The organism is Algoriphagus boritolerans DSM 17298 = JCM 18970 (assembly GCF_900108085.1).
GTDB lineage: Bacteria > Bacteroidota > Bacteroidia > Cytophagales > Cyclobacteriaceae > Algoriphagus > Algoriphagus boritolerans.
In genome coordinates this window covers 15,950-35,170 of sequence record NZ_FNVR01000033.1, presented here as the reverse complement: position 1 = coordinate 35,170, position 19,221 = coordinate 15,950, and the positions used below count along the sequence as shown (strand labels likewise).

Below are 19,221 nucleotides of genomic sequence, written 5' to 3'. Positions count from 1 at the left end.
TCCGCCACTGGCAGTATGCTGTACGGAACCGTACAGTGATTTTTGGAAAAAGCGCCTTTGAAACTGAATTTGACCATTTTTAGAGTTTGGTCGTCTTTTGGCATATTCAGTCAATACGAAAACAAACCAACTTATTATTACTGCCATGACTACTGCAATCTTTTCTCAAAAAAACGTCTGTGCGGCTCTGGGACTTGCAATGGCAATTACCATCGTCATCAAAGCGAAAGCTGAAACCCATATCGCTCAGCAAACTGCCCGATTTGAAACTGCTAAACCAACTCCACAGATCGGATTCGATACTACATCTGGCCCTGAAGCACTTCAGGTAAACAGCTACAAAACAGAAAAGTCCCTAGAATCAGGGACTTGTTAAAGACAATTATCCGTAAGGGTTAATTTGGTTGATTGTTTGGTTAATCTAAAGAGGCGGATCCTGTCCGCCTCTTTTTTATTTCTTTCAAGGTATAGATAGAATTAAAATGTGGTTAAGTGTGATTTAGAATAGTCAAATCTCACGAGCCAATATTTCGTCCAACGTAGTTGGACTTATCTCTACCATATTTCGCCTTTGGCTTATCTCCCTTTACTTAACTTTCAGTGATTGTATTCAATTTGGCTAAGAAGCTATTGTAGTACTGTCTTCCGACCTGAATGATTCCTCCTTGAAGCAACGTGATTTCTTTAGTATTAAAGCTTTCGATCTGTCCAAGGTGAACGATGTAGGACTTTTGCACCCGAAGAAACAGGTGCGAAGGAAGGATATCCTCGATTTCCTTCATGGACTTTCGGATACTGTAATCTCTATTTTTTGTGAAAATCGTCACCATGTTTCCATTGGCTTCGACGTAGAAAATATCGTCGTATTGCACTCTTTCGAAGGAATTGTCAGCTTTGATAAATACTGCATCAGTCACCAAGAAAGGACTCTCCGTGCCGGTCTTTACTACTGCAGCTTCCGGTGAGGGCTTTGTACGCTTATTGTAAAGTACGATTTCAACAATTGCATGAATATCATTGGTATTGAAAGGCTTTACGATAAACCCTGCCGGGGAAATTCGTTTGGCACGCTCGATGATCGTAGGATCACTGTAGGAGGTCACAAATACAAGTGGTGCATCCACCATTTGCTTAACAATCTCACCCAGCTCAATTCCATCTTTATCACCCTTCAGCTTGATGTCCATGAAAATGAGATCAGGCCGGTATTTCTTGATCACTTTAATGCACTGATTGGCAGAATTGGCTATGTCTATATTTACATAACCCAAGAGCTCAAGTATTTCCTGAATATTTTCCGCAATACTTTGATCATCTTCGACAATCAGAATCCGTTCTTCTTTCATAAGCTAAGCAATAAGGGTGGTTATTCGGTTCAAAAATGGGTTCTACTATTTTTGATAGGGAACAGTAGCCCTAATGTCAAAATTTTCTTTGGAAAATCAAATGCTTTTTTTTGCCTACGAAAGGGCTACAAGCTCATCATTTCCTTGAAGCGTGCAGCTTGACGTCGGCTTACCTCGATTCGATCGCCACCTTTCAGCGTCACTACCAAGCCACCATTGAACCAAGGCTCGATGGCTTCCACCCAACCGAGGTTGATGATGTGTTTTCTGCTGGCACGAAAAAATGACTTCTCATCCAGCCGTTCGTCCAGTGCATTCAGTGATTTATGAATCATTGGCTTGAAGTTATCAAAGTAAACTTTGATATAATTGCCGTCTGATTCAAACAGGCGCACGTTGGATAATCTCACAAACCAGCATCGGTCTCCATCTTTGACGAAAACCTGATCTTCCAACGTAAGCTTTTTCTGGTTTACGTAGGCGCCTTCCTCATCCCGTTTGGATCCTCCTTCTATTTTGCCCAGCAGCTTATTGATCGCATCTTCCAATCGCTTTGGTTCGATTGGCTTCAGCAGGTAATCGAGCGCATTGACCTGAAATGCCTTCAGGGCATACTCATCATAAGCAGTAGTAAAGATCACATGAGGCACGTGATCCAATTCTTCCAAAAGATCAAAGCCGGTTTTTTCGGGCATTTGAATATCCAAAAATATGACATCAGGCTGCAACTGTTCGATCTTTTCCTTGGCATCATCCACGTTTACAGCTTCACCGACTACTTCTACAGTCTCCAGTTGATTCAATAGATTGATCAGTTCTTTTCGGGCTAGGCGCTCGTCATCGATTACAATTGCTCTCATAGTTATTGAGTTTGTTATTCTAAAGTAACTCTTTGTTTTGGTATTTTTATTTCAGTGATGACGAATTGGTTGCCGGAATTGAAAATCCGAAAACTCGCTTGATCGCCGTATAATAACTTCAGTCGCTGTCTTGTATTTTCTATACCATGTCCTGCGCCCTCTTTTTGGGACTTGAAGGAATTGGGATTGAGGTATCCGCTATTTTTTACCTGAATATACAGCTCTTCCTGTAAGCCTTCCCGGCATTTAATCTCAATCAATCCCCCTTTGACCAGATTGGAGATGCCGTGTTTGATTCCGTTCTCCACGATTGTCTGCAGCATCATCGGTGGAATCTTATAGCCGAATGCTTCCTCTTCAACCTGGTAAATCACCTCCAGACGCTCCTCAAAGCGAATAGACTCCAATGCCAGATAATCTTTGACTGTCGACAGTTCATCCGCAAAGTCAATTACCTGCTTTTTGTCCATCATCAGCGAAAATCGAAGCATGTTCGATATTCGGGTGATCGCTGACTTGGCTTTTTCAGGGTCTTCATCCACCAGGGCACGTACAGAATTCAGGGCATTGAAAATAAAGTGGGGGTTGAGCTGACTCTTTAGGTGATTGAGCCTAATTTCATTAATTTTTGCCTCGTACTTGAGACTATTATTATAATTATCAAGGAAGTGAAATAAAAAATAAAGCAAAAACCAAAATGCGTAGTACAAAAAGCTCACAAACAGATTGACCGCTATCACTAAAGAACGGAAATCCTCATTCGGGTTTAGCGTACCAAAGGCAAGATTGATGAGGATTTGTGCCAAAACATTGACTACAGACAAAGCCAATAATGCCAGAATCGTCTGGACCAAGAGTCTAAAAATGCCCATTTTGAACCAGCCGTAGGATTTGACTACGTGGCGCATAGCATGGGTAGAGATCAGATAGAAAGCTGCAAGAACTACAAAAGCCCACAGCTGCACAGCTGATATTCCCTGAGAAAGTGAGGCAAAAAAGATATTGACAAAGGCAAAGCCTCCCCAGCCCAAGAGCTGCAACATCCAATAAAGCCTGACTCTGTTCATCCTTGGGTTAAAGTTAGCCATGACTGAGGAATGGAGGTCTTTAATTTGATAGATGGACGAGACGCTTGATTTTGGTGTCAATTTCAGCGTTTTAGTTCTGCCTTTAAGAATCTTCCGGTATGACTTTTAGCATGAGCAGCTACTTCTTCCGGTGTTCCTTGAACTACGATCATTCCCCCTTTATTTCCTCCTTCAGGTCCAAGATCTATCACCCGGTCAGCCACCTTGATCACATCCAGGTTGTGCTCGATGATCAGGACGGTATTGCCTTTATTCACAAGCTTTTGCAACACCCCCATCAACAATTCGATATCCTGAAAATGCAATCCTGTCGTAGGCTCATCCAAGATATAAAATGTCCTTCCGGTGTCCTTCTTAGAAAGCTCGGTGGCTAACTTTACCCGCTGCGCTTCCCCGCCCGATAGTGTAGTGGCATGTTGTCCCAGCGTAATATAGCCCAAGCCTACCTCGCTGAGCGTCTTTATTTTTCGGAGGATTTTCGGTTGAAACTCGAAGAAATCAACCGCCTGCTCGACGGTCATATCCAAAACATCTGCTATGGACTTTCCCTTAAACCGAACTTCGAGTGTCTCTCTGTTATAACGCTTACCCTTGCAGGTTTCGCAAGGGATATGCACATCTGGCAGAAAGTCCATTTCGATCAGTTTCATTCCCGCTCCCTCGCAGTCTTCACACCTGCCACCCTTGACATTGAATGAAAAACGACCAGGTTTGTATCCTCTGATTTTGGATTCAGGCAACTCCGTAAAAAGCGTCCTAATTTCTGAGAAAACTCCGGTATAAGTAGCCGGATTTGATCGTGGTGTTCGGCCGATCGGAGACTGATCGACTTCGATGACCTTGTCTAATTCTTTGAGTCCTTCGATGCTTTTATACGGCATTGGATCTTTCTTGGAATTATAAAATTCCCGATTTAAGATCGGATACAGCGTATCATGAATCAGCGTACTTTTGCCGCTTCCGGATACCCCTGTGATCAGAATTAAAGTACCCAAAGGAAGTTCCAAAGTCACATTTTTCAGGTTGTTTCCACTAGCTCCCTTGAGTATAAGACTCGTTCCTTTTCCTTTTCTTCGTTCCTTCGGAATCGACAAACCCCGCATACCGCTGAGATACTTGGCAGTGACTGATCCGTTGTTAAAAATCTCCGTAGGATGACCGGCGGCTACCACATATCCACCGTGTCGACCCGCACCGGGCCCCATGTCCAGCACAAAATCAGAAGCCAGCATCATATCCTTGTCATGCTCCACCACCAAGACCGAATTCCCCAAGTCCCGAAGACTCTGAAGTGCTTTGATCAACTTTTCATTGTCCCGCTGATGGAGTCCAATGCTCGGCTCATCCAAAATATATAAGACACCTACCAGTTGAGTTCCGATCTGTGTAGCCAACCGAATTCGTTGAGCTTCGCCGCCGGAGAGCGTCCTTAGCGGACGGTTTAGGGAAAGGTAATTCAATCCGATGTCCACCAAAAAACCGATTCGCTTTCGGATCTCCTTTAGCACTTCTACCCCGATAAGGTTCTGCTTTTCGGTGATTCGGTTTTCCAATCCTTCAAACCATTCGGCAAGACCCTGAATATCCATCATTGCCAGTTCGCCGATGTGTTTTCCGTCAATCTTGAAATGCAGAGCTTCTTTTTTCAGTCGGTAGCCCTCGCAGTCCGGACAGGTTTTGGTCACAGTAAATTCCGACACCCAATCCTGGATTTTGTCTGAGCTGCCTTCCTGATATTTCTGAAGAAAATTGACAATGCCTTCAAATGTGGTATTCCACTTCGTACCGGGATATTTGACCGAATCAACAGCTACTTCGACCTTGTCCCCAAAAAGCAAAACCTCCACCACGTGGCCTGGCAGATCCTTGATCGGCGTACTCATGCTACATTTGTAGTGCTTGAGTATCGCTTCTATTTTCTTAAAGATCCAAATATCACGGTATTCTCCAAGCGGCACTATTCCTCCGCGGGTGATACTCAGACTTGGATCCGGAATGATGCTTTCCCTTGTGATTTCTTCGATAATCCCCAATCCATTACAAGTCGGGCAGGCCCCATAAGGTGAGTTGAAAGAAAAGGCATTGGGTGCCGGTTCATCGTAGGAAAGGCCTGTTTCCGGGTCCATCAGGTACTTGGAGAAATGGTGGACGTCGCCGTTTTCCTCCCGGATCATGATGACCCCTTTTCCATGCTGAAGTCCGGATTTGAGCGATTGGGTAATTCGAAAGCGATCGGATTCATCAGCTATGATCCGATCGATGACAATCTCAATGTCGTGGATTTTGTAGCGGTCCACTTGCATTTTGGGCACGATATCCATCACTACGCCATCAACCCGGACTTTGGAAAAGCCCATTTTTCGAATCTGCTCAAAAAGCTCCCGGTAGTGACCTTTTCTTCCTTTGACTACAGGAGCAAGGATATACAGCTTTTTCCCCGAAAAATTCGAGAACAATTGTTCAATGATCTGATCTTCCGTCTGACGGATCATCCGCTTTCCGGTCAGGTAAGAGTAAGCTTCTCCTGCCCGGGCATAAAGCAGACGCATGAAATCATAGATTTCGGTCACCGTACCTACCGTCGATCGGGGGTTTTTGGAGGTGGTCTTTTGCTCTATGGCAATGACAGGGGAAAGTCCGTTGATTTTGTCCACGTCGGGACGCTCCATTCCACCCAAAAACGAACGCGCGTACGCCGAAAAACTCTCCATGTAGCGGCGTTGCCCCTCGGCGTAAATGGTGTCAAAAGCCAAAGAACTTTTTCCACTTCCACTCAGACCGGTGACGACTACCAGCTTGTTTCGTGGGATTTTTACATCTATGTTTTTAAGATTATGCTCTCGGGCTCCAAAAATTTCAATATATTCTTCCTGTGAAGCAGGGGATTGACTCATGAAAGTGCGGAATTATTAATCGGCGAAGGTACAATTTTTTAAGGGGAAGCGCGAAGCAAAACCCCAACCTTGTAACCTGAAACCAGGCAACTTGGTTCTCGGGAATTTTCTAAGCAAATGGCTGAGAAATCGAGGGACTGGGCTGAGAAAACCAAACCGGCCCTGATTCAGTCATGTACACACAGTCTTCGTGTCTGATACCGAATTCTCCAACAATAGAAATATTTGGCTCGATGCTGAAACACATGCCCGGTTCGAGGATTTGCGTATTACCCCGGACAGCGTTGCCCCATTCGTGGCCATCCATCCCGATACCGTGTCCTGTACGATGGGGCAAACCCGGCAATTTGTAATCGGGTCCAAATCCTGCGTCTGTAATCACTTTTCGTGCAGCAGCGTCCACGTCTCCAAGCGTCGCCCCGATTTTGGCTGCCCGATAACCAGCCGCTTGAGCCTCTTTTTCCAGATTCCAGATTTCCAATTGCCTGGCTGTTGGTTCAGCTCCGAATACAATCGTACGACTGATATCTGAATTATATCCTTCAACGGTACATCCACAATCGACCAAAACGACATCCCCATTCTTCAACACCTGAGGTCTCGAAGTGCCATGTGGAAAAGCTGAGGCCTCCGCAAAATTAGCCAAGGCAAAGGCATGTCGACCGCCCATCTTTTGGTGTGCTTGGGACACTGCGGATGAAAATGCGGAAGGGCTAATTCCCTCTTTCAGCGCGGAAAAACCCAAAGTCATTGCCTCGATGGTCAATTCCGTGGCACGCTGCATCAATGCAATCTCTGCCGAAGACTTGATGATCCGACAGGGAATGACGATCGGATCTGCACTGACCAACTCAAAATTGGTAGCCACTTGCCGCAATCCGTCGGCGATAAAAAAACGCACCCGCTCTTCAATACCAATCTTGCCGGAGGTCGCTCCGGAATCCAGGATTACTTGTTTGATTTGTTCGTAAGGACTTTCATCTTCTTCCCAAGGATAAACATCACTGCCAATAATAATTCGCTCCTCCAATCTGTCCTGCTCAAACTTAGGACAAACGTAACTCACCTCGCCTTTGGCAGGGATAACGGCTACCATGGGTCGTTCGCTTTGTCCCCAAGTCATCCCCGTGAAATAATTCATGGAAGTGCCAGAATCCAGTACAATTGCCCGAAAGCCTTTTTCCTCCATGAGGCGCTGTGCTTTTGAGATCCTGGATTTCCTTTCGGCTATGGAAATAGGGACAATATCGGCGACACAAGAAGTCAATTGGTCTAATTGAAAATCGAACATTGTGGATTTAGATCCTGCAAAGGCTGAACTGCCTGCAAAAAGGGAGGTGCCTACTCCTAAGGCAGAAGCCTGAATAAAATTCCTTCGTTTCATTTTGGTCGGTTTTGGTGATTTTGACTAATCCTTATTCTGGTAAGATTATTTCGTAGGTTTTCCCTCTTCTTACATTGAGATTGCGATCTCTCAACCATGGATTATACAGCTTCAGATCCTTGTAGGAACTACCCTGATCTTTCGCCCATTTTGCAAGATCCTTGATATCCTCCTCTACTCGAATCGTTCTGAATGTCGGGTTTTTATAGTAATCACTTTCCCTAAAGTGATATCCAAAAGCTCCCGGATTCTCAAAAATCACCTTGAAAGCAAGTATGCGAAAAAGATAGCGACTCGTCTCATCGTTCAGGTATAGTTCGTAATAATTGTCATGCAGCTGCTCTTCCTGTCTTCGGCTAAATCCAGCCTGCCCCATGTTGTAGCTCGCGGCCACCGCGGTCCAGTCCCCAAACCTCGCATGTGCTTTTTTGATGTATTTGCTGGCTGCCAAAGTTGACTTCTCAAAATGGTAGCGCTCATCCACGTTATTAGTGATTTCCAAGCCATATTCTTTGCCCGTACTTTCCATAATCTGCCAAAATCCCCTCGCTCCGGCTGGGGAACCCACATTCATCAGTGCACTTTCGGCAATAGCCACATATTTGAAATCATCCGGAATTCCGTTTTCTTTCAGCATCCGCTCGATTTCCGGAAGGTATTTCGCAGAGCGTTTGAGCAAAAGGATCATATTGGACTCCCAATAGGCATTGACATAGATCTCACGCTCCAGTCGCTCGAAGATGTCACCTTTTTCCAGTGGAACTTTCTCTCCCGCAAAGTCCAGCTCTTTTGGAATGTCAAAGAGCCGAATGGAATCCCGTGTAACTGTAAATACCTGTACCGGATAAGATCTTTCGTCCATCTGAATCTCAGCGTTGCCTTGGATAGTTGGAGTTTTCAGAATCGCCCATGCTCCCAAACCTATGGCAATGAAAAGAAGAAAATAAATGAAAAAGAGGTGATTTCTGGTCATAGACTCAAGTTAAAACCAGATCAGATGGATTCCTAGGGTGTTTTGTAAACGGTCAGAAAAATCGCTCAAAGATCGATCGGGCAATTCATCCGAAGAAGAAAATTGTTTTCTAGAAAGAACAATTTTTGTTTTTGTTTTTAAAAAAACAGAATTAAGAATTGTTTTCCGTAAACAACTCTATCCACCACAAGCTTTCAAAAATTTCAATCTTTAAGACTAATTTTCGCTTTGGTTTTTTGTATTGAATTCACTTCATCATCTCCAATATCTCATCCAAGTATTCTCTCGAATTAGACAATCTTGGCACTTTGTGTTGACCGCCTAGCTTGCCTTTTTTGCTGAGCCAGGCTTCAAAAAGGCCTTCGGGAGCCTGATGAAGGATCGGAAGTTTCAGCGCCAAATCTTTGTAGCGCTTGGCATCATAATCTGAATTGACTTCTCTGAGTTTTTGATCCAAAAGCAAAATAAACTCTTTCAAATCCGCCGGTGGCGTGCTGAACTCCACGATCCATTCATGCGCACCATTGGACCCATTCCCCTCAAAATAAACCGGTGCTGCTGTAAAATTGACGATGGTGGAATGGGTTTTCTCAGCTGCAAATTGGATTGCCGCTTCCGCATTTTCTACGATCACCTCTTCTCCAAAGGCATTGATAAAATGCTTGGTTCGCCCTGAAATCCGGAATCTAAAAGGAAAAGTCGAAGTGAACTTCACCGTATCACCTATTTTATATCGCCAAAGCCCTCCATTTGTCGTGATGACCATGGCATAGTTTTTTCCGATTTCCACATCTTTTAAGGAGACAACCTGCGCATCTTCTTTTTCCCACTCTTCCATGGGGATGAATTCATAGAAAATCCCGTAGTCAAGCAATAGCAAAAGCTCATCGGAATCCAGTTGGTCCTGAATACCAAAAAAACCCTCTGAGGCATTGTAGGTCTCCATGTAGTGCATCTTGTCCGAAGGAATCAATTCTTTGAAAAGGCTTCGATAGGGGCCAAATGCCACCGCACCATGAAAAAATACCTCCAGATTTGGCCAGACTTCCAGGATATTTTTTGCCTTTTTCAATTCAAGAATTCGGCGAAGTAAAACGATCGTCCAGGTCGGCACTCCTGCAATACAGGTTACGTTTTCATTCATCGTCTCCCGAGCCATTTTTTCGATTTTGGCCTCCCACTCGCCCATTAGCGCGGTCTCAAGCGAGGGAGTCCGGGCAAACTGTGCCCACAACGGTAGATTCTGCATAATCACCGCAGAGACATCTCCCGCTTTGGCTGTACCTTGAGGATTCAATGGATTTTTCTCCAATGTACCCCCTATAGTCAGACTTTTTCCGGTGAAAAGCTTGGATTCCGGAAATGCCGTGACATACAGCGATAACATGTCCTTTCCTCCTTTGTAGTGGCATTCTTCCAGGCTTTCTTCCGAAACCGGAATGTATTTACTTCGGCTGCCCGTAGTCCCGGATGATTTCGAAAACCACTCGATATCCGTATTCCAAATGACATTCTGATTGCCTTGCATCGTTTTTTCGATGAACGGCTTAAAGGATTCATAGTCAAAGACCGGGACCTGCCGGGCAAAATCCGCATAGGTTTTTATCTGCTCAAACCCATATTTTTTCCCAAATTCCGTGCGCTTTCCTGCTTCGATCAACTCTCTAAAAGTAGCTTCCTGAACTTGAATTGGATTTTGCTTAAAATTTTCGATCTGACCTATTCGGTTTTTAAAAATCCAGGTCATGAAGCTGTTGATCACTTCCATTTATTTAAAAATTTTGCGTTTCAGCTCAAAGTTACTTCCCAAATAAACTTTTCGGACCTGCTCATCAGCTGCCAATTCCTCGGCAGTTCCAGCCTTGAGTAGCTGTCCTTCAAACATCAAATAAGCCCGGTCCGTGATAGACAATGTCTCATTGACATTGTGATCGGTGATCAATATGCCAATATTTTTGGTTTTGAGCTTTGCTACGATGGTCTGGATTTCTTCTACAGCAATCGGGTCTACGCCGGCAAATGGCTCATCAAGCAAGACAAACTTGGGATCTACTGCCAAAGCACGGGCTATCTCAGTCCGTCTCCGCTCGCCACCCGAAAGCACCATCCCGAGATTTTTTCGGACATGGGTTAAGCTGAATTCTTCCAAAAGGGTTTCCATCTTTTCCTTCTGCTCGGGTTTCGGCATTTTGGTCATTTCCAAAACTGCCAGGATGTTTTCCTCCACTGACAACTTGCGAAAAACCGATGCCTCCTGTGCCAAATAGCCAATTCCCAGCTTGGCACGCTTGTACATGGGCAGGCTCGTGATTTCAAGGTTTTCAAGAAAAATCTTCCCTTCATTTGGCTGAATCAAGCCGACGATCATATAAAAAGAAGTGGTCTTTCCTGCTCCGTTTGGTCCCAAAAGGCCTACGATTTCCCCTTGCTCTACCTGTACGGAAATATCATTGACCACTCGGCGGCCTTTATAAATTTTGACGAGGTGTTCGGCTCGTAGCATCATATCAGTCAAATTTGATATCTTTCACATAGAGTTGCAAGCTACTCTTATCCCGGAAAAAATTCTCGCGCATTTCCACGACAATGTCAAAGCGCATTTTTCCTCGCAGCATGTTCACAGTAGTCAAATCCGGATCTTTTGCCCGATCTGCCATGCCAAAACCCAAACAGACTGGGGTAGTAACTTGTCCGTCCTGCACGATTTTGAACCGTAAATGCCTGTCTTTAAGTACGGTGACTTCTTCCGCATAGACGTTGGAAATCCTGAAAACGGGCTCGGTATTGCCTGGTCCGAAAGGTGCCATTTGCTTCAGAATGTTGTAAAACTTGTAATTGATCTGGTCCAAAAGCAAACTGTCATCTACTTCTATGACGGGTTTGAGGTGGATTTCCTCAATTCTACTTCTAACCACCATTTCAAATTTTTCCTGAAAGGCAGGTACATTTTCGACCGAAAGGGTCAAGCCCGCAGCATATTTATGGCCTCCAAACTGATCCAAAAGATCAGCGCATTCCGCTATTGCTTCATAAATATCAAAGTCGACCACTGAGCGCGCACTGCCGGTGGCCTTATTGTTTGACTCGGTCAGGATAATCGTCGGCCGGTAATATTTCTCTATGCATCGGCTGGCCACTATTCCGATGACACCTTTATGCCAATCCTGCTTGAACAGCACCGTGGAATTCCATTGCGCTCCCTCTTCACGTATCGCCAGCATCTCAAAAGCCTCTTTGGTGATATTCTCATCGAAATTCCTCCGGGTAGAATTCACCTCATCCACCAATTTTGCCCGCTCGATGGCTTCATCCAGATTTTGCGCAATGAGAAGCTCAACTGATGCCTTGGCATGCTCCAATCTTCCGGAAGCATTGATTCGGGGACCAATTTTGAATACAATGTCCGAGATCTGAATTTCCTTTTCAATCTTGGCTTGGAGGATTAGGGCTTTCAGACCGGGTCTTGGGACATTATTGATCCGGTCGAGTCCGTAATAAGCCAAAATCCTGTTTTCACCCGAAATGGGAACGATATCCGCTGCAATACTGACGACCAGTAAATCAAGGTAATTGTACAAACTGGACTCTTCCATTCCCGCGAATTTTGCATAAGCCTGAATCAGCTTGAAGCCGACTCCACAGCCGCTTAGTTCTTTGTAGGGATAGTTACAGTCTTTCCTTTTTGAATCCAAAACGGCCACTGCTGGGGGGAGCTCATCACCCGGTGTGTGGTGATCGCAAATGATAAAATCCACTCCCAGTTCAGACGCCAACTTTACTTTATCCATCGCCTTGATTCCACAATCAAGTGCTATAATAAGGGAAAATCCATTTTCAGAAGCAACTCTTACCCCGCGCTCAGAGATCCCATAGCCTTCTTTGTATCGGTCGGGAATGTAAAAATCCACATTGGCATAGAACGTTTTCAGAAAGCTGTACATCAGCGCAACCGCCGTGGTACCGTCGACATCATAATCCCCATAAACGAGGATTTTTTCCTGATTTACTACAGCTTTGCTAATGCGGTGAACTGCTGCCTCCATATCCTGCATCAGAAAGGGGTCATGCAGCTGACTGAGGCTTGGTCGAAAGTAATCTTTTGCCTGATCAAAACTCTCCACACCCCGATTGATCAGCATATTGGCCAGGGTAGGATTTACATTGATTTCCTTACCGAGTCTTTCGATGGCTGCTTGTGAGGCTTTGGGTTTTTGTTTCCATACGTACTCCATCTGGCTAAATTACAAAAGTAAATGAGATGAAATGCCCATGAGAAAAGGTTCTCACACAGGGGGATGATTATTTTGGGCATTCCATGTGACCAAAAAAAATCAAATTATATTCACATGAAATCGAGCATGACTAAAAAGTCACACAGGGGGATGATTATTTTGGGCATTCTCCCGATGAAAGATCGGGACAGGCTATATGGTCGTTGAAAAAAAATTATAATCATTTGAAAATCCCCTTGACACGAGTTGAGCGATCCCCCGATAGCGGCCTTTAGGGTTAAAAGTTCCTTTATGAGAGGTACTACCGCTGTCTTTGCTTTTGGTATTGCCACCAGAAGTACCCCGGGAAAACCAAGGATTTTAACTTCCAATCGTTTTTCTCTTTGAAACTCAAGCTAGCATCCTGATGGACTGCACGATACATCTTACCCGCCAATAAGCAATGGCCTGTCAGCAATAAAAAAACGATCGCATAAGTAATCAGTTCAGTCATTTTAGAAAGTGAATGGCAAAATTATAAAATCGCAGATTTCATTCCCCTGCTCAGTTTCAAGAGGAAAACTTTAGCACTTTTTAACTTATGGGACATCAATTTTTTGCAAAATCAAAGCGGCCCAATTGTCTTTTGCAGATTTCTTTCTCAGGACTAATCCAAGGGGTGTAGTCGCGTTGAGCAGATCTTCAATATCCTCGGTATAAAATCCACTCAACAACAGAAAGCCCTCAGGAGCCAAAAGCCCAGCATAAATTTCAAGCTCATCCAGAAGGACATTTTTATTGATATTGGCGAGGATAATTTCAAATGGCCCAAGGGGATTGACCTGTCGGATCGTCCCTAAGCCCATTCGGGTAGTCAATCCATTCAGATCAAAATTCTCATTCCCGTTGTCCACACACCAGTCATCGATGTCAAAGGCTTCCACTTGACTCGCTCCAAGCAGCTGAGCCATGATTGCAAGTATTCCGGTACCCGAGCCCACATCCAGGACTCTTTTTCCGGTATGATCCAGTTCTCCCTGATGTCGGAGCATCTGATAAGTCGTCGCATGATGTCCCGTCCCAAAAGACATCTTGGGGTTGATGACGATCTCATGCCTGAAACCCGGCTTGGACTCATGAAATGAAGCCCTGACGTAGACCAAGTTTTCTACTTCAATGGGATCGTAGTTTTTCTCCCATTCTTCGTTCCAGTTGACCTTAGGCATGACCCCTTCAGTCAGGGTGATTTGCCCGGCTTGCTGATACTTGGAAATTATTTCAGTGAATTTCTTCCGATCAAACTCTGATTGAAGAATATAAGCATCGATTCCATCTTCATTTTCCAGAAAAGAATCAAAGCCTATCTCCGCCAGTTCAGCAATCAGGATTTCCTGAAATTCTTCCAGGCATTTGATTTTAAACTCCAGGTAATCCATTGAAAGTTGGGCTATGCATTGTGGGTAAAAGGGAGGTCTGTGCATTCACAGACCTTTGTTGTGATTTTACGAGGCTGTCTCAAAAAGCTGCCTATCACCTTGAGCACCTTCCCAAGGAGAGTCGAGAAGTCGAAATTCGGCTGTATGCCCTATACATGACTTTCAACTTCTATCACCCTGATCGAAGTCAGAGGGTCAGGCTGACACAAACAGACCTTTCAGATTAGACAGCATTGTGGTATGCAAAATTTAAAACGATTTGATGATGTCCAAAAAGTCTCTCGACTTTAGCGAAGCACCGCCTATAAGCCCCCCATCCACATCTGGCTTGGAGAAAAGCTCTTTTGCATTTCCGGGATTTGCGCTGCCTCCATAAAGAATCGAAATACTGTCAGCCAGGTCTTTGCCGTATTTGGTAGCGATGTGTCTTCTCAACGCACCATGCATTTCCTGAGCTTGCTCGGCGGTGGCAGTTTTTCCTGTTCCAATAGCCCAGATTGGCTCGTAGGCGATGACCACTTTTGCCATATCCTCCGGGCTTAGGTCAAAAAGACTCGCGGTCAACTGGAATTTTACGTTGGATTCGTGAGTTTCAGCCAATCGGATTTCGAGCGACTCACCACAGCAAAAAATCGGGGTAAGGCCATAAGCCAAGGCTTGCTTTACTTTTGCGGCAATCAATTCATTTCCTTCTTTGAAGTATTCTCTACGCTCAGAGTGGCCAAGAATCACATATTGTACACCAAAGGAAGCCAGGATTTTTGCCGATACTTCACCAGTAAAGGCTCCGCCTTCTTTATCGGAACAGTTTTGAGATCCCAAAGCAATTCCGGGAGTATCCCCGATTAGTTTTTTGACTGGGAAAATATGTGGAAATGGAGGATTGAGGACAGCAATCACGTCTTTGACTGCTTCATCCTTGTACATATTTACGATTTCGGAGGTGAGTTTTTGCCCTTCATCAAAGGTCATGTTCATCTTCCAGTTGCCGGCAACGATTTTCTTTCGCATGGTAGGTTTAAAATTTAGTGTGGTTTGAAAAAAGAATATGGGGAGGTACTTTGGGCTAAAATTACCAAAAATGTCCGGTTGGGGAAAAAATAACCCGGATCATGCTCCAAAAAAGTATTGGTCCCTCGAAGAAGCTAAAGGAAAACTAGAGACTTACTGCGCCTATCAGGAACGGAGTCAATGGGAAGTGCGTCGTAAACTATACCAGAAAGGCATAAAAGGCGATGCGGCCGAGGAACTGATCTCGGAGATGATTTCCTCAGATTTTTTGAATGAGGAGCGCTTCGCCAGAGCTTTTGCCCGGGGCAAATTCCGGATCAAGCATTGGGGAAAAATACGAATCACCAGAGAACTGAAAATGCGTGAAATCAGCCCCAGGTGTCTCCAATATGGGCTTTCAGAGATTGATCCTGATGAATATTACGATACCCTTTTGACACAAGCGGAGAAAAAGTGGGAGAAAACCCTTGAAAAAGATCCCTTCAAAAAGCGCTATAAAGTCATCCAATACTTGATAAGTCGGGGCTTTGAGCAGGATTTGGTGCAGGAGGCGGTTGCCGGTTTGCAGTAGAAATTTTTGGTCGGTTGACTTGTTGACCATTTTCTGCAAGTCGAAGGAACGCCGCCTATCCGGTGATAGATGAGCCGAATAGGCGTATCTTGTTTTTCACCTCGTAGTGCATGAACCTAAACTCCGAATAGGTTTAAAAAAACCGGTACAACTTAAAAACAAGGTACAGCTTCAGAAAACCGAGCCGCGTAAAAAAGCAGACTACACCAAGTGGCTTTGGCCTGAAAAAATTCGTCGACGAAAGCTTCTCCGGAAACCTCATGAACTACGGTGGAAATACCCCAGTCATCCGTTATGCGGAAGTTTTGCTCAGCTATCTGGAAGCCAAGCTGGAGGCAGGAAAGCCCATATCTCAATCCGACTTGGACGCTACGATCAATAGGGTCAGAGGAAGAGCTTCCGTAGCTATGCCGCCAATTACCACAACTTCGCCAGCAAAGCTTAGACAGATCTTGAGAAAAGAACGCAGCGTAGAAATGGCCTGCGAAGGTCTTCGATACAGGGATCTGCTCCGTTGGAACCTCGCCAAGGACGTCCTCAATGCAGATTTCTATGGGGCTTCGTTTCCGGGAGCAGTCAAAAAGCGATTGAAAAATAGGCAACCTGATCCCCACAGCCGATGGTAGGTGACTTCCAGAAAATTCCGTGAAGGAGTGGACAATCTTTGGCCGGTACCTCAAAGCGAAGTGACTATCAATCCAAGACTTAAATCAGTGAAATGTCTTGGACGAATTTCAACTTCTTCAGGGCAAAATCTTATATTGAAAGGCTTTATGGAAGCATTATTTATATCATCCTATTAAAAACAAATCATGAAACGACGATCGGCCGTGAAGGCCATGGCATTGACCTCATTTTCTACGCCCTTTATGCTAAGTCAGGGCTTCACAGGCATTCGGCAGCTATTTTCCACACCCACTCCGGTGTTTCAAAGCAATTGGGAAAACTGGCCGGATATTCACTGGATCGGTCCGGAGTATTGGGGAAACAGGCTGCAGGACTGGGAGATTCAGGACGGTAAGGCAGCCTGCGTCATCTCTGCCCCAAACCGCACCCTCCATATACTCACCCACCAACTGCGGGATGGAAAGGAGGATTTCGAACAATCCGTCCTCGTCTACTGGAGAAACGAGAGCTTGAAGGGAAATCCCAACGCCTATGTGGGATTTAGATCAGGAGCCAAGGGAAAATTTATAGATTATCGCTCCGCCGCTGTCTTTGGACAGGGTATTGATCTCGGGATCAATGGTTTAGGCCAGCTGGTAATCGGTGATAAAAGCACCGAAGCCAAAGTCGATCTGAATCGTCCGGTTTATCTGAGCATGCAGGCAAAGTGGACAGGGAATTCCTACACCCTTGCGCTATCAGCATCAAATGATACCGGATTCAGTTCCCCGGTTCAACTCCAAACTGAGGGGATCAAGATGGAAGACCTTAGTGGTAACTTGGCACTCGTAGCCCACACAAGTAAGGATGATCAAAGCGATGAGGCTTTGGTAACTTTTTCAGACTGGAAGTTTCAGGGAGAAAAAATCGTCACAGACCCACGGCAGATTTTTGGACCCATCGTCTTCGCACAATACACCGTGAACCGAAATACTCTCAAACTCACTGCTCAACTCGCTCCAGTGGAGAAAGTACAGGGACTTGAAGTCCTCCTCCAACTCCATCAAGCGGGTAAATGGGAAACAGTTGCCAACGCTACACTAGACCCGGAAGGGCGTTATGTTCATTTTCGTATCGAAAATTGGGACAAAAAAGAGCAGGTACCTTATCGCGTATTTCTGGATTTTCCCCTCAAAACCGGAAATTCGGAATTCTTTTATCAAGGTGAAATTGCAAGGCAACCAAGCCCATCAGAAAAACTCAAAGTGGCAGTATTCAGCTGCAATGCTGACTATGGCTTTCCCGATCAGGAAGTAAGCGAACACGTGGCCATTCACCGGCCGGACTTAGCTCTTTTTCTTGGAGATCAGTTCTATGAGAGCACCGGTGGTTTTGGAATACAAACCAGCCCGTTGGAAAAATCCTATCTGGATTACCTTCACAAATGGTATATGTTCGGCTGGTCTTATCGAGAGATTTTTCGAAATATCCCCGCTGCAATCATCCCTGACGATCATGACTTATACCATGGAAATGTCTGGGGTGAAGGCGGGAAAAATGCTCCTACGGATAAAGGTTGGAATTATGACGCCCAAGATCAGGGGGGTTATAAAATGTCCCCCAAATGGGTCAATATGGTCCAGCGTACGCAAACCAGCCATCTCCCGGACCCCTTTGATCCGACTCCCGTAAAACAGGATATCGGAGTCTATTATACCGAATGGGTCTATGGTGGGGTGAGTTTCGCCATCATAGAAGACCGAAAGTTCAAATCCGCCCCGAAAAACGTCCTTCCCCAAGAGGCAAAAGTCACCAATGGATTTATCCAAAATCCAGACTTTGACATCAAAAAGTATTACGATTTAGAGGCAAATCTTCTGGGTCAACGCCAAATGGACTTCCTGGAAAAATGGACTCAAAACTGGGATGCTGATATCCGGATGAAAGCCGTGCTTTCGCAAACTAATTTCTGCACGGTGGCCACACTTCCAGAAGGAAGCATTATAGATAGTATTGTCCCAAGGCTGCCAATCCCAAAACTTGGAGAATACGTTCCAGGTGACGCACCCACCACTGATATGGACTCCAACGGTTGGCCCCAAAAAGGCCGGGATGAGGCGCTTCGCCTGATCCGAAAATCCTTCGCTCTGCACATCGCAGGAGATCAGCATTTACCCAGCACGGTCCAGTATGGAGTGGATGAATTTGGCGATTCGGGCTATGCATTTTCCGGTCCCGCCCTGAATAATTTCTTTCCCCGCCGCTGGTGGCCCAAATTACCCGAAGGTCATCAGCCTATCCCGGGAAAAGCTCCAAACACAGGAAATTTCCACGATGGCTTTGGCAACAAGATGACCATTCATGCCGTGGCAAACCCACATCAGACCGGCATATTTCCGGCTATCGTTCACGACCGAAGTACCGGCTATGGGATTATTACTTTTGACAAAGTGAAAAAGTCCATGGAAATCGAATGCTGGCCGAGATACGTCAATCCAAAAGAAAATCCAGGGGGTCAATTTGACGGCTGGCCGATTCAGATAACCGAAGCGGATAACTATGGTAGAAAAGCCTTAGCCTACCTGGATACCTTAAAATTTCAGGGGGTAGACAACCCATTGGTTTCCATCTTCGATGAAGCTACAGGAATACTGGAATACAATCTGAGAGTAAATAGCAGCTCTTTTCGCCCAAAGGTATTCTCAAATTCTACACACCGCATCGAGGTCAAAAACCTCGATTCCGGAGAAACCAAAACATTCCAGGGGATGAAACCAAGTTCTGACACCGATAGGGAAATCCTCGTAACTTTTGCCTAAATGCAATTCAAACATCGTCATT

General features: G+C 45.1%; 15 protein-coding genes and 1 pseudogene. 4 read left to right on the top strand and 12 right to left on the bottom strand.

Features of this window, described 5'->3' with window-relative positions:
- Nucleotides 1–145: 145 nt before the first annotated feature.
- A complete protein-coding gene (locus C4S61_RS18975) occupies nt 146–376 on the top strand; it encodes a hypothetical protein (protein WP_103926368.1) in 231 nt (76 codons plus the stop codon).
- 214 nt (nt 377–590) lie between these two features.
- On the opposite strand, the gene C4S61_RS18970 is transcribed toward C4S61_RS18975, so the two are convergent.
- The 12 genes from C4S61_RS18970 to tpiA form a co-directional block, all read right to left on the bottom strand.
- Nucleotides 591–1,346, bottom strand: a complete 756-nt coding sequence (locus C4S61_RS18970) for a LytR/AlgR family response regulator transcription factor (protein WP_103926367.1) — start codon at nt 1,344–1,346, stop codon at nt 591–593.
- 125 nt (nt 1,347–1,471) lie between these two features.
- Nucleotides 1,472–2,206, bottom strand: coding sequence for a LytR/AlgR family response regulator transcription factor (locus C4S61_RS18965; RefSeq protein WP_103926366.1), 735 nt, complete (start codon nt 2,204–2,206; stop codon nt 1,472–1,474).
- Nucleotides 2,207–2,220: 14 nt separating this feature from the next.
- Nucleotides 2,221–3,273, bottom strand: coding sequence for a sensor histidine kinase (locus C4S61_RS18960; protein WP_103926380.1), 1,053 nt, complete (start codon nt 3,271–3,273; stop codon nt 2,221–2,223).
- An 83-nt stretch (nt 3,274–3,356) separates the two neighbouring features.
- Nucleotides 3,357–6,188 carry an excinuclease ABC subunit UvrA gene (gene uvrA, locus C4S61_RS18955; protein WP_103926365.1) on the bottom strand — a complete coding sequence of 944 codons (2,832 nt, stop codon included), beginning with the start codon at nt 6,186–6,188 and terminating at the stop codon, nt 3,357–3,359.
- A gap of 109 nt (nt 6,189–6,297) precedes the next feature.
- A complete protein-coding gene (locus C4S61_RS18950) occupies nt 6,298–7,572 on the bottom strand; it encodes a M24 family metallopeptidase (protein ID WP_103926364.1) in 1,275 nt (424 codons plus the stop codon).
- Nucleotides 7,573–7,603: 31 nt separating this feature from the next.
- A complete protein-coding gene (locus C4S61_RS18945) occupies nt 7,604–8,545 on the bottom strand; it encodes a lytic transglycosylase domain-containing protein (protein WP_103926363.1) in 942 nt (313 codons plus the stop codon).
- Nucleotides 8,546–8,792: 247 nt separating this feature from the next.
- Entirely contained in the window at nt 8,793–10,313 is a 1,521-nt protein-coding gene (locus tag C4S61_RS18940; RefSeq protein ID WP_103926362.1) for a GH3 auxin-responsive promoter family protein, read from the bottom strand.
- Nucleotides 10,314–11,051, bottom strand: coding sequence for an LPS export ABC transporter ATP-binding protein (gene lptB / locus C4S61_RS18935; RefSeq protein WP_103926361.1), 738 nt, complete (start codon nt 11,049–11,051; stop codon nt 10,314–10,316). It lies immediately after the preceding gene.
- A 1-nt stretch (nt 11,052) separates the two neighbouring features.
- Complete coding sequence (gene recJ / locus C4S61_RS18930; RefSeq protein WP_103926360.1) at nt 11,053–12,777, bottom strand: single-stranded-DNA-specific exonuclease RecJ; 1,725 nt, start codon at nt 12,775–12,777, stop codon at nt 11,053–11,055.
- 301 nt (nt 12,778–13,078) lie between these two features.
- Complete coding sequence (locus C4S61_RS18925) at nt 13,079–13,270, bottom strand: hypothetical protein (protein WP_103926359.1); 192 nt, start codon at nt 13,268–13,270, stop codon at nt 13,079–13,081.
- An 85-nt stretch (nt 13,271–13,355) separates the two neighbouring features.
- The gene (gene prmA, locus C4S61_RS18920) at nt 13,356–14,192 is read right to left on the bottom strand and encodes a 50S ribosomal protein L11 methyltransferase (RefSeq protein WP_103926358.1); all 837 of its coding nucleotides are present in this window, start codon (nt 14,190–14,192) and stop codon (nt 13,356–13,358) included.
- Nucleotides 14,193–14,441: 249 nt separating this feature from the next.
- Complete coding sequence (tpiA, locus tag C4S61_RS18915) at nt 14,442–15,203, bottom strand: triose-phosphate isomerase (protein WP_103926357.1); 762 nt, start codon at nt 15,201–15,203, stop codon at nt 14,442–14,444.
- 70 nt (nt 15,204–15,273) lie between these two features.
- Here tpiA and C4S61_RS18910 point away from each other — a divergent pair, with 70 nt between their 5' ends.
- The 3 genes and pseudogenes from C4S61_RS18910 (at nt 15,274) to C4S61_RS18900 (ending at nt 19,199) form a co-directional block, all read left to right on the top strand.
- On the top strand, nt 15,274–15,774 hold the full coding sequence (locus C4S61_RS18910; protein ID WP_103926356.1) for a regulatory protein RecX: 501 nt from the start codon (nt 15,274–15,276) through the stop codon (nt 15,772–15,774).
- A gap of 194 nt (nt 15,775–15,968) precedes the next feature.
- A pseudogene (locus C4S61_RS18905) lies at nt 15,969–16,400 on the top strand (RagB/SusD family nutrient uptake outer membrane protein); the annotation flags it as partial.
- A gap of 186 nt (nt 16,401–16,586) precedes the next feature.
- A complete protein-coding gene (locus C4S61_RS18900; RefSeq protein ID WP_103926355.1) occupies nt 16,587–19,199 on the top strand; it encodes an alkaline phosphatase D family protein in 2,613 nt (870 codons plus the stop codon).
- The last annotated feature ends 22 nt before the right edge of the window (nt 19,200–19,221 follow it).

What these genes read in the sequence shown, in the direction of transcription:
- C4S61_RS18975 (WP_103926368.1), top strand. Translation starts at nt 146, where the DNA reads ATGACTACTGCAATCTTTTCTCAAAAAAACGTCTGTGCGGCTCTGGGA.
- C4S61_RS18970 (WP_103926367.1), bottom strand. Translation starts at nt 1,346, where the DNA reads ATGAAAGAAGAACGGATTCTGATTGTCGAAGATGATCAAAGTATTGCG.
- C4S61_RS18965 (WP_103926366.1), bottom strand. Translation starts at nt 2,206, where the DNA reads ATGAGAGCAATTGTAATCGATGACGAGCGCCTAGCCCGAAAAGAACTG.
- C4S61_RS18960 (WP_103926380.1), bottom strand. Translation starts at nt 3,273, where the DNA reads ATGAACAGAGTCAGGCTTTATTGGATGTTGCAGCTCTTGGGCTGGGGA.
- uvrA (WP_103926365.1), bottom strand. Translation starts at nt 6,188, where the DNA reads ATGAGTCAATCCCCTGCTTCACAGGAAGAATATATTGAAATTTTTGGA.
- C4S61_RS18950 (WP_103926364.1), bottom strand. Translation starts at nt 7,572, where the DNA reads ATGAAACGAAGGAATTTTATTCAGGCTTCTGCCTTAGGAGTAGGCACC.
- C4S61_RS18945 (WP_103926363.1), bottom strand. Translation starts at nt 8,545, where the DNA reads ATGACCAGAAATCACCTCTTTTTCATTTATTTTCTTCTTTTCATTGCC.
- C4S61_RS18940 (WP_103926362.1), bottom strand. Translation starts at nt 10,313, where the DNA reads ATGGAAGTGATCAACAGCTTCATGACCTGGATTTTTAAAAACCGAATA.
- lptB (WP_103926361.1), bottom strand. Translation starts at nt 11,051, where the DNA reads ATGATGCTACGAGCCGAACACCTCGTCAAAATTTATAAAGGCCGCCGA.
- recJ (WP_103926360.1), bottom strand. Translation starts at nt 12,777, where the DNA reads ATGGAGTACGTATGGAAACAAAAACCCAAAGCCTCACAAGCAGCCATC.
- C4S61_RS18925 (WP_103926359.1), bottom strand. Translation starts at nt 13,270, where the DNA reads ATGACTGAACTGATTACTTATGCGATCGTTTTTTTATTGCTGACAGGC.
- prmA (WP_103926358.1), bottom strand. Translation starts at nt 14,192, where the DNA reads ATGGATTACCTGGAGTTTAAAATCAAATGCCTGGAAGAATTTCAGGAA.
- tpiA (WP_103926357.1), bottom strand. Translation starts at nt 15,203, where the DNA reads ATGCGAAAGAAAATCGTTGCCGGCAACTGGAAGATGAACATGACCTTT.
- C4S61_RS18910 (WP_103926356.1), top strand. Translation starts at nt 15,274, where the DNA reads ATGTCCGGTTGGGGAAAAAATAACCCGGATCATGCTCCAAAAAAGTAT.
- C4S61_RS18900 (WP_103926355.1), top strand. Translation starts at nt 16,587, where the DNA reads ATGAAACGACGATCGGCCGTGAAGGCCATGGCATTGACCTCATTTTCT.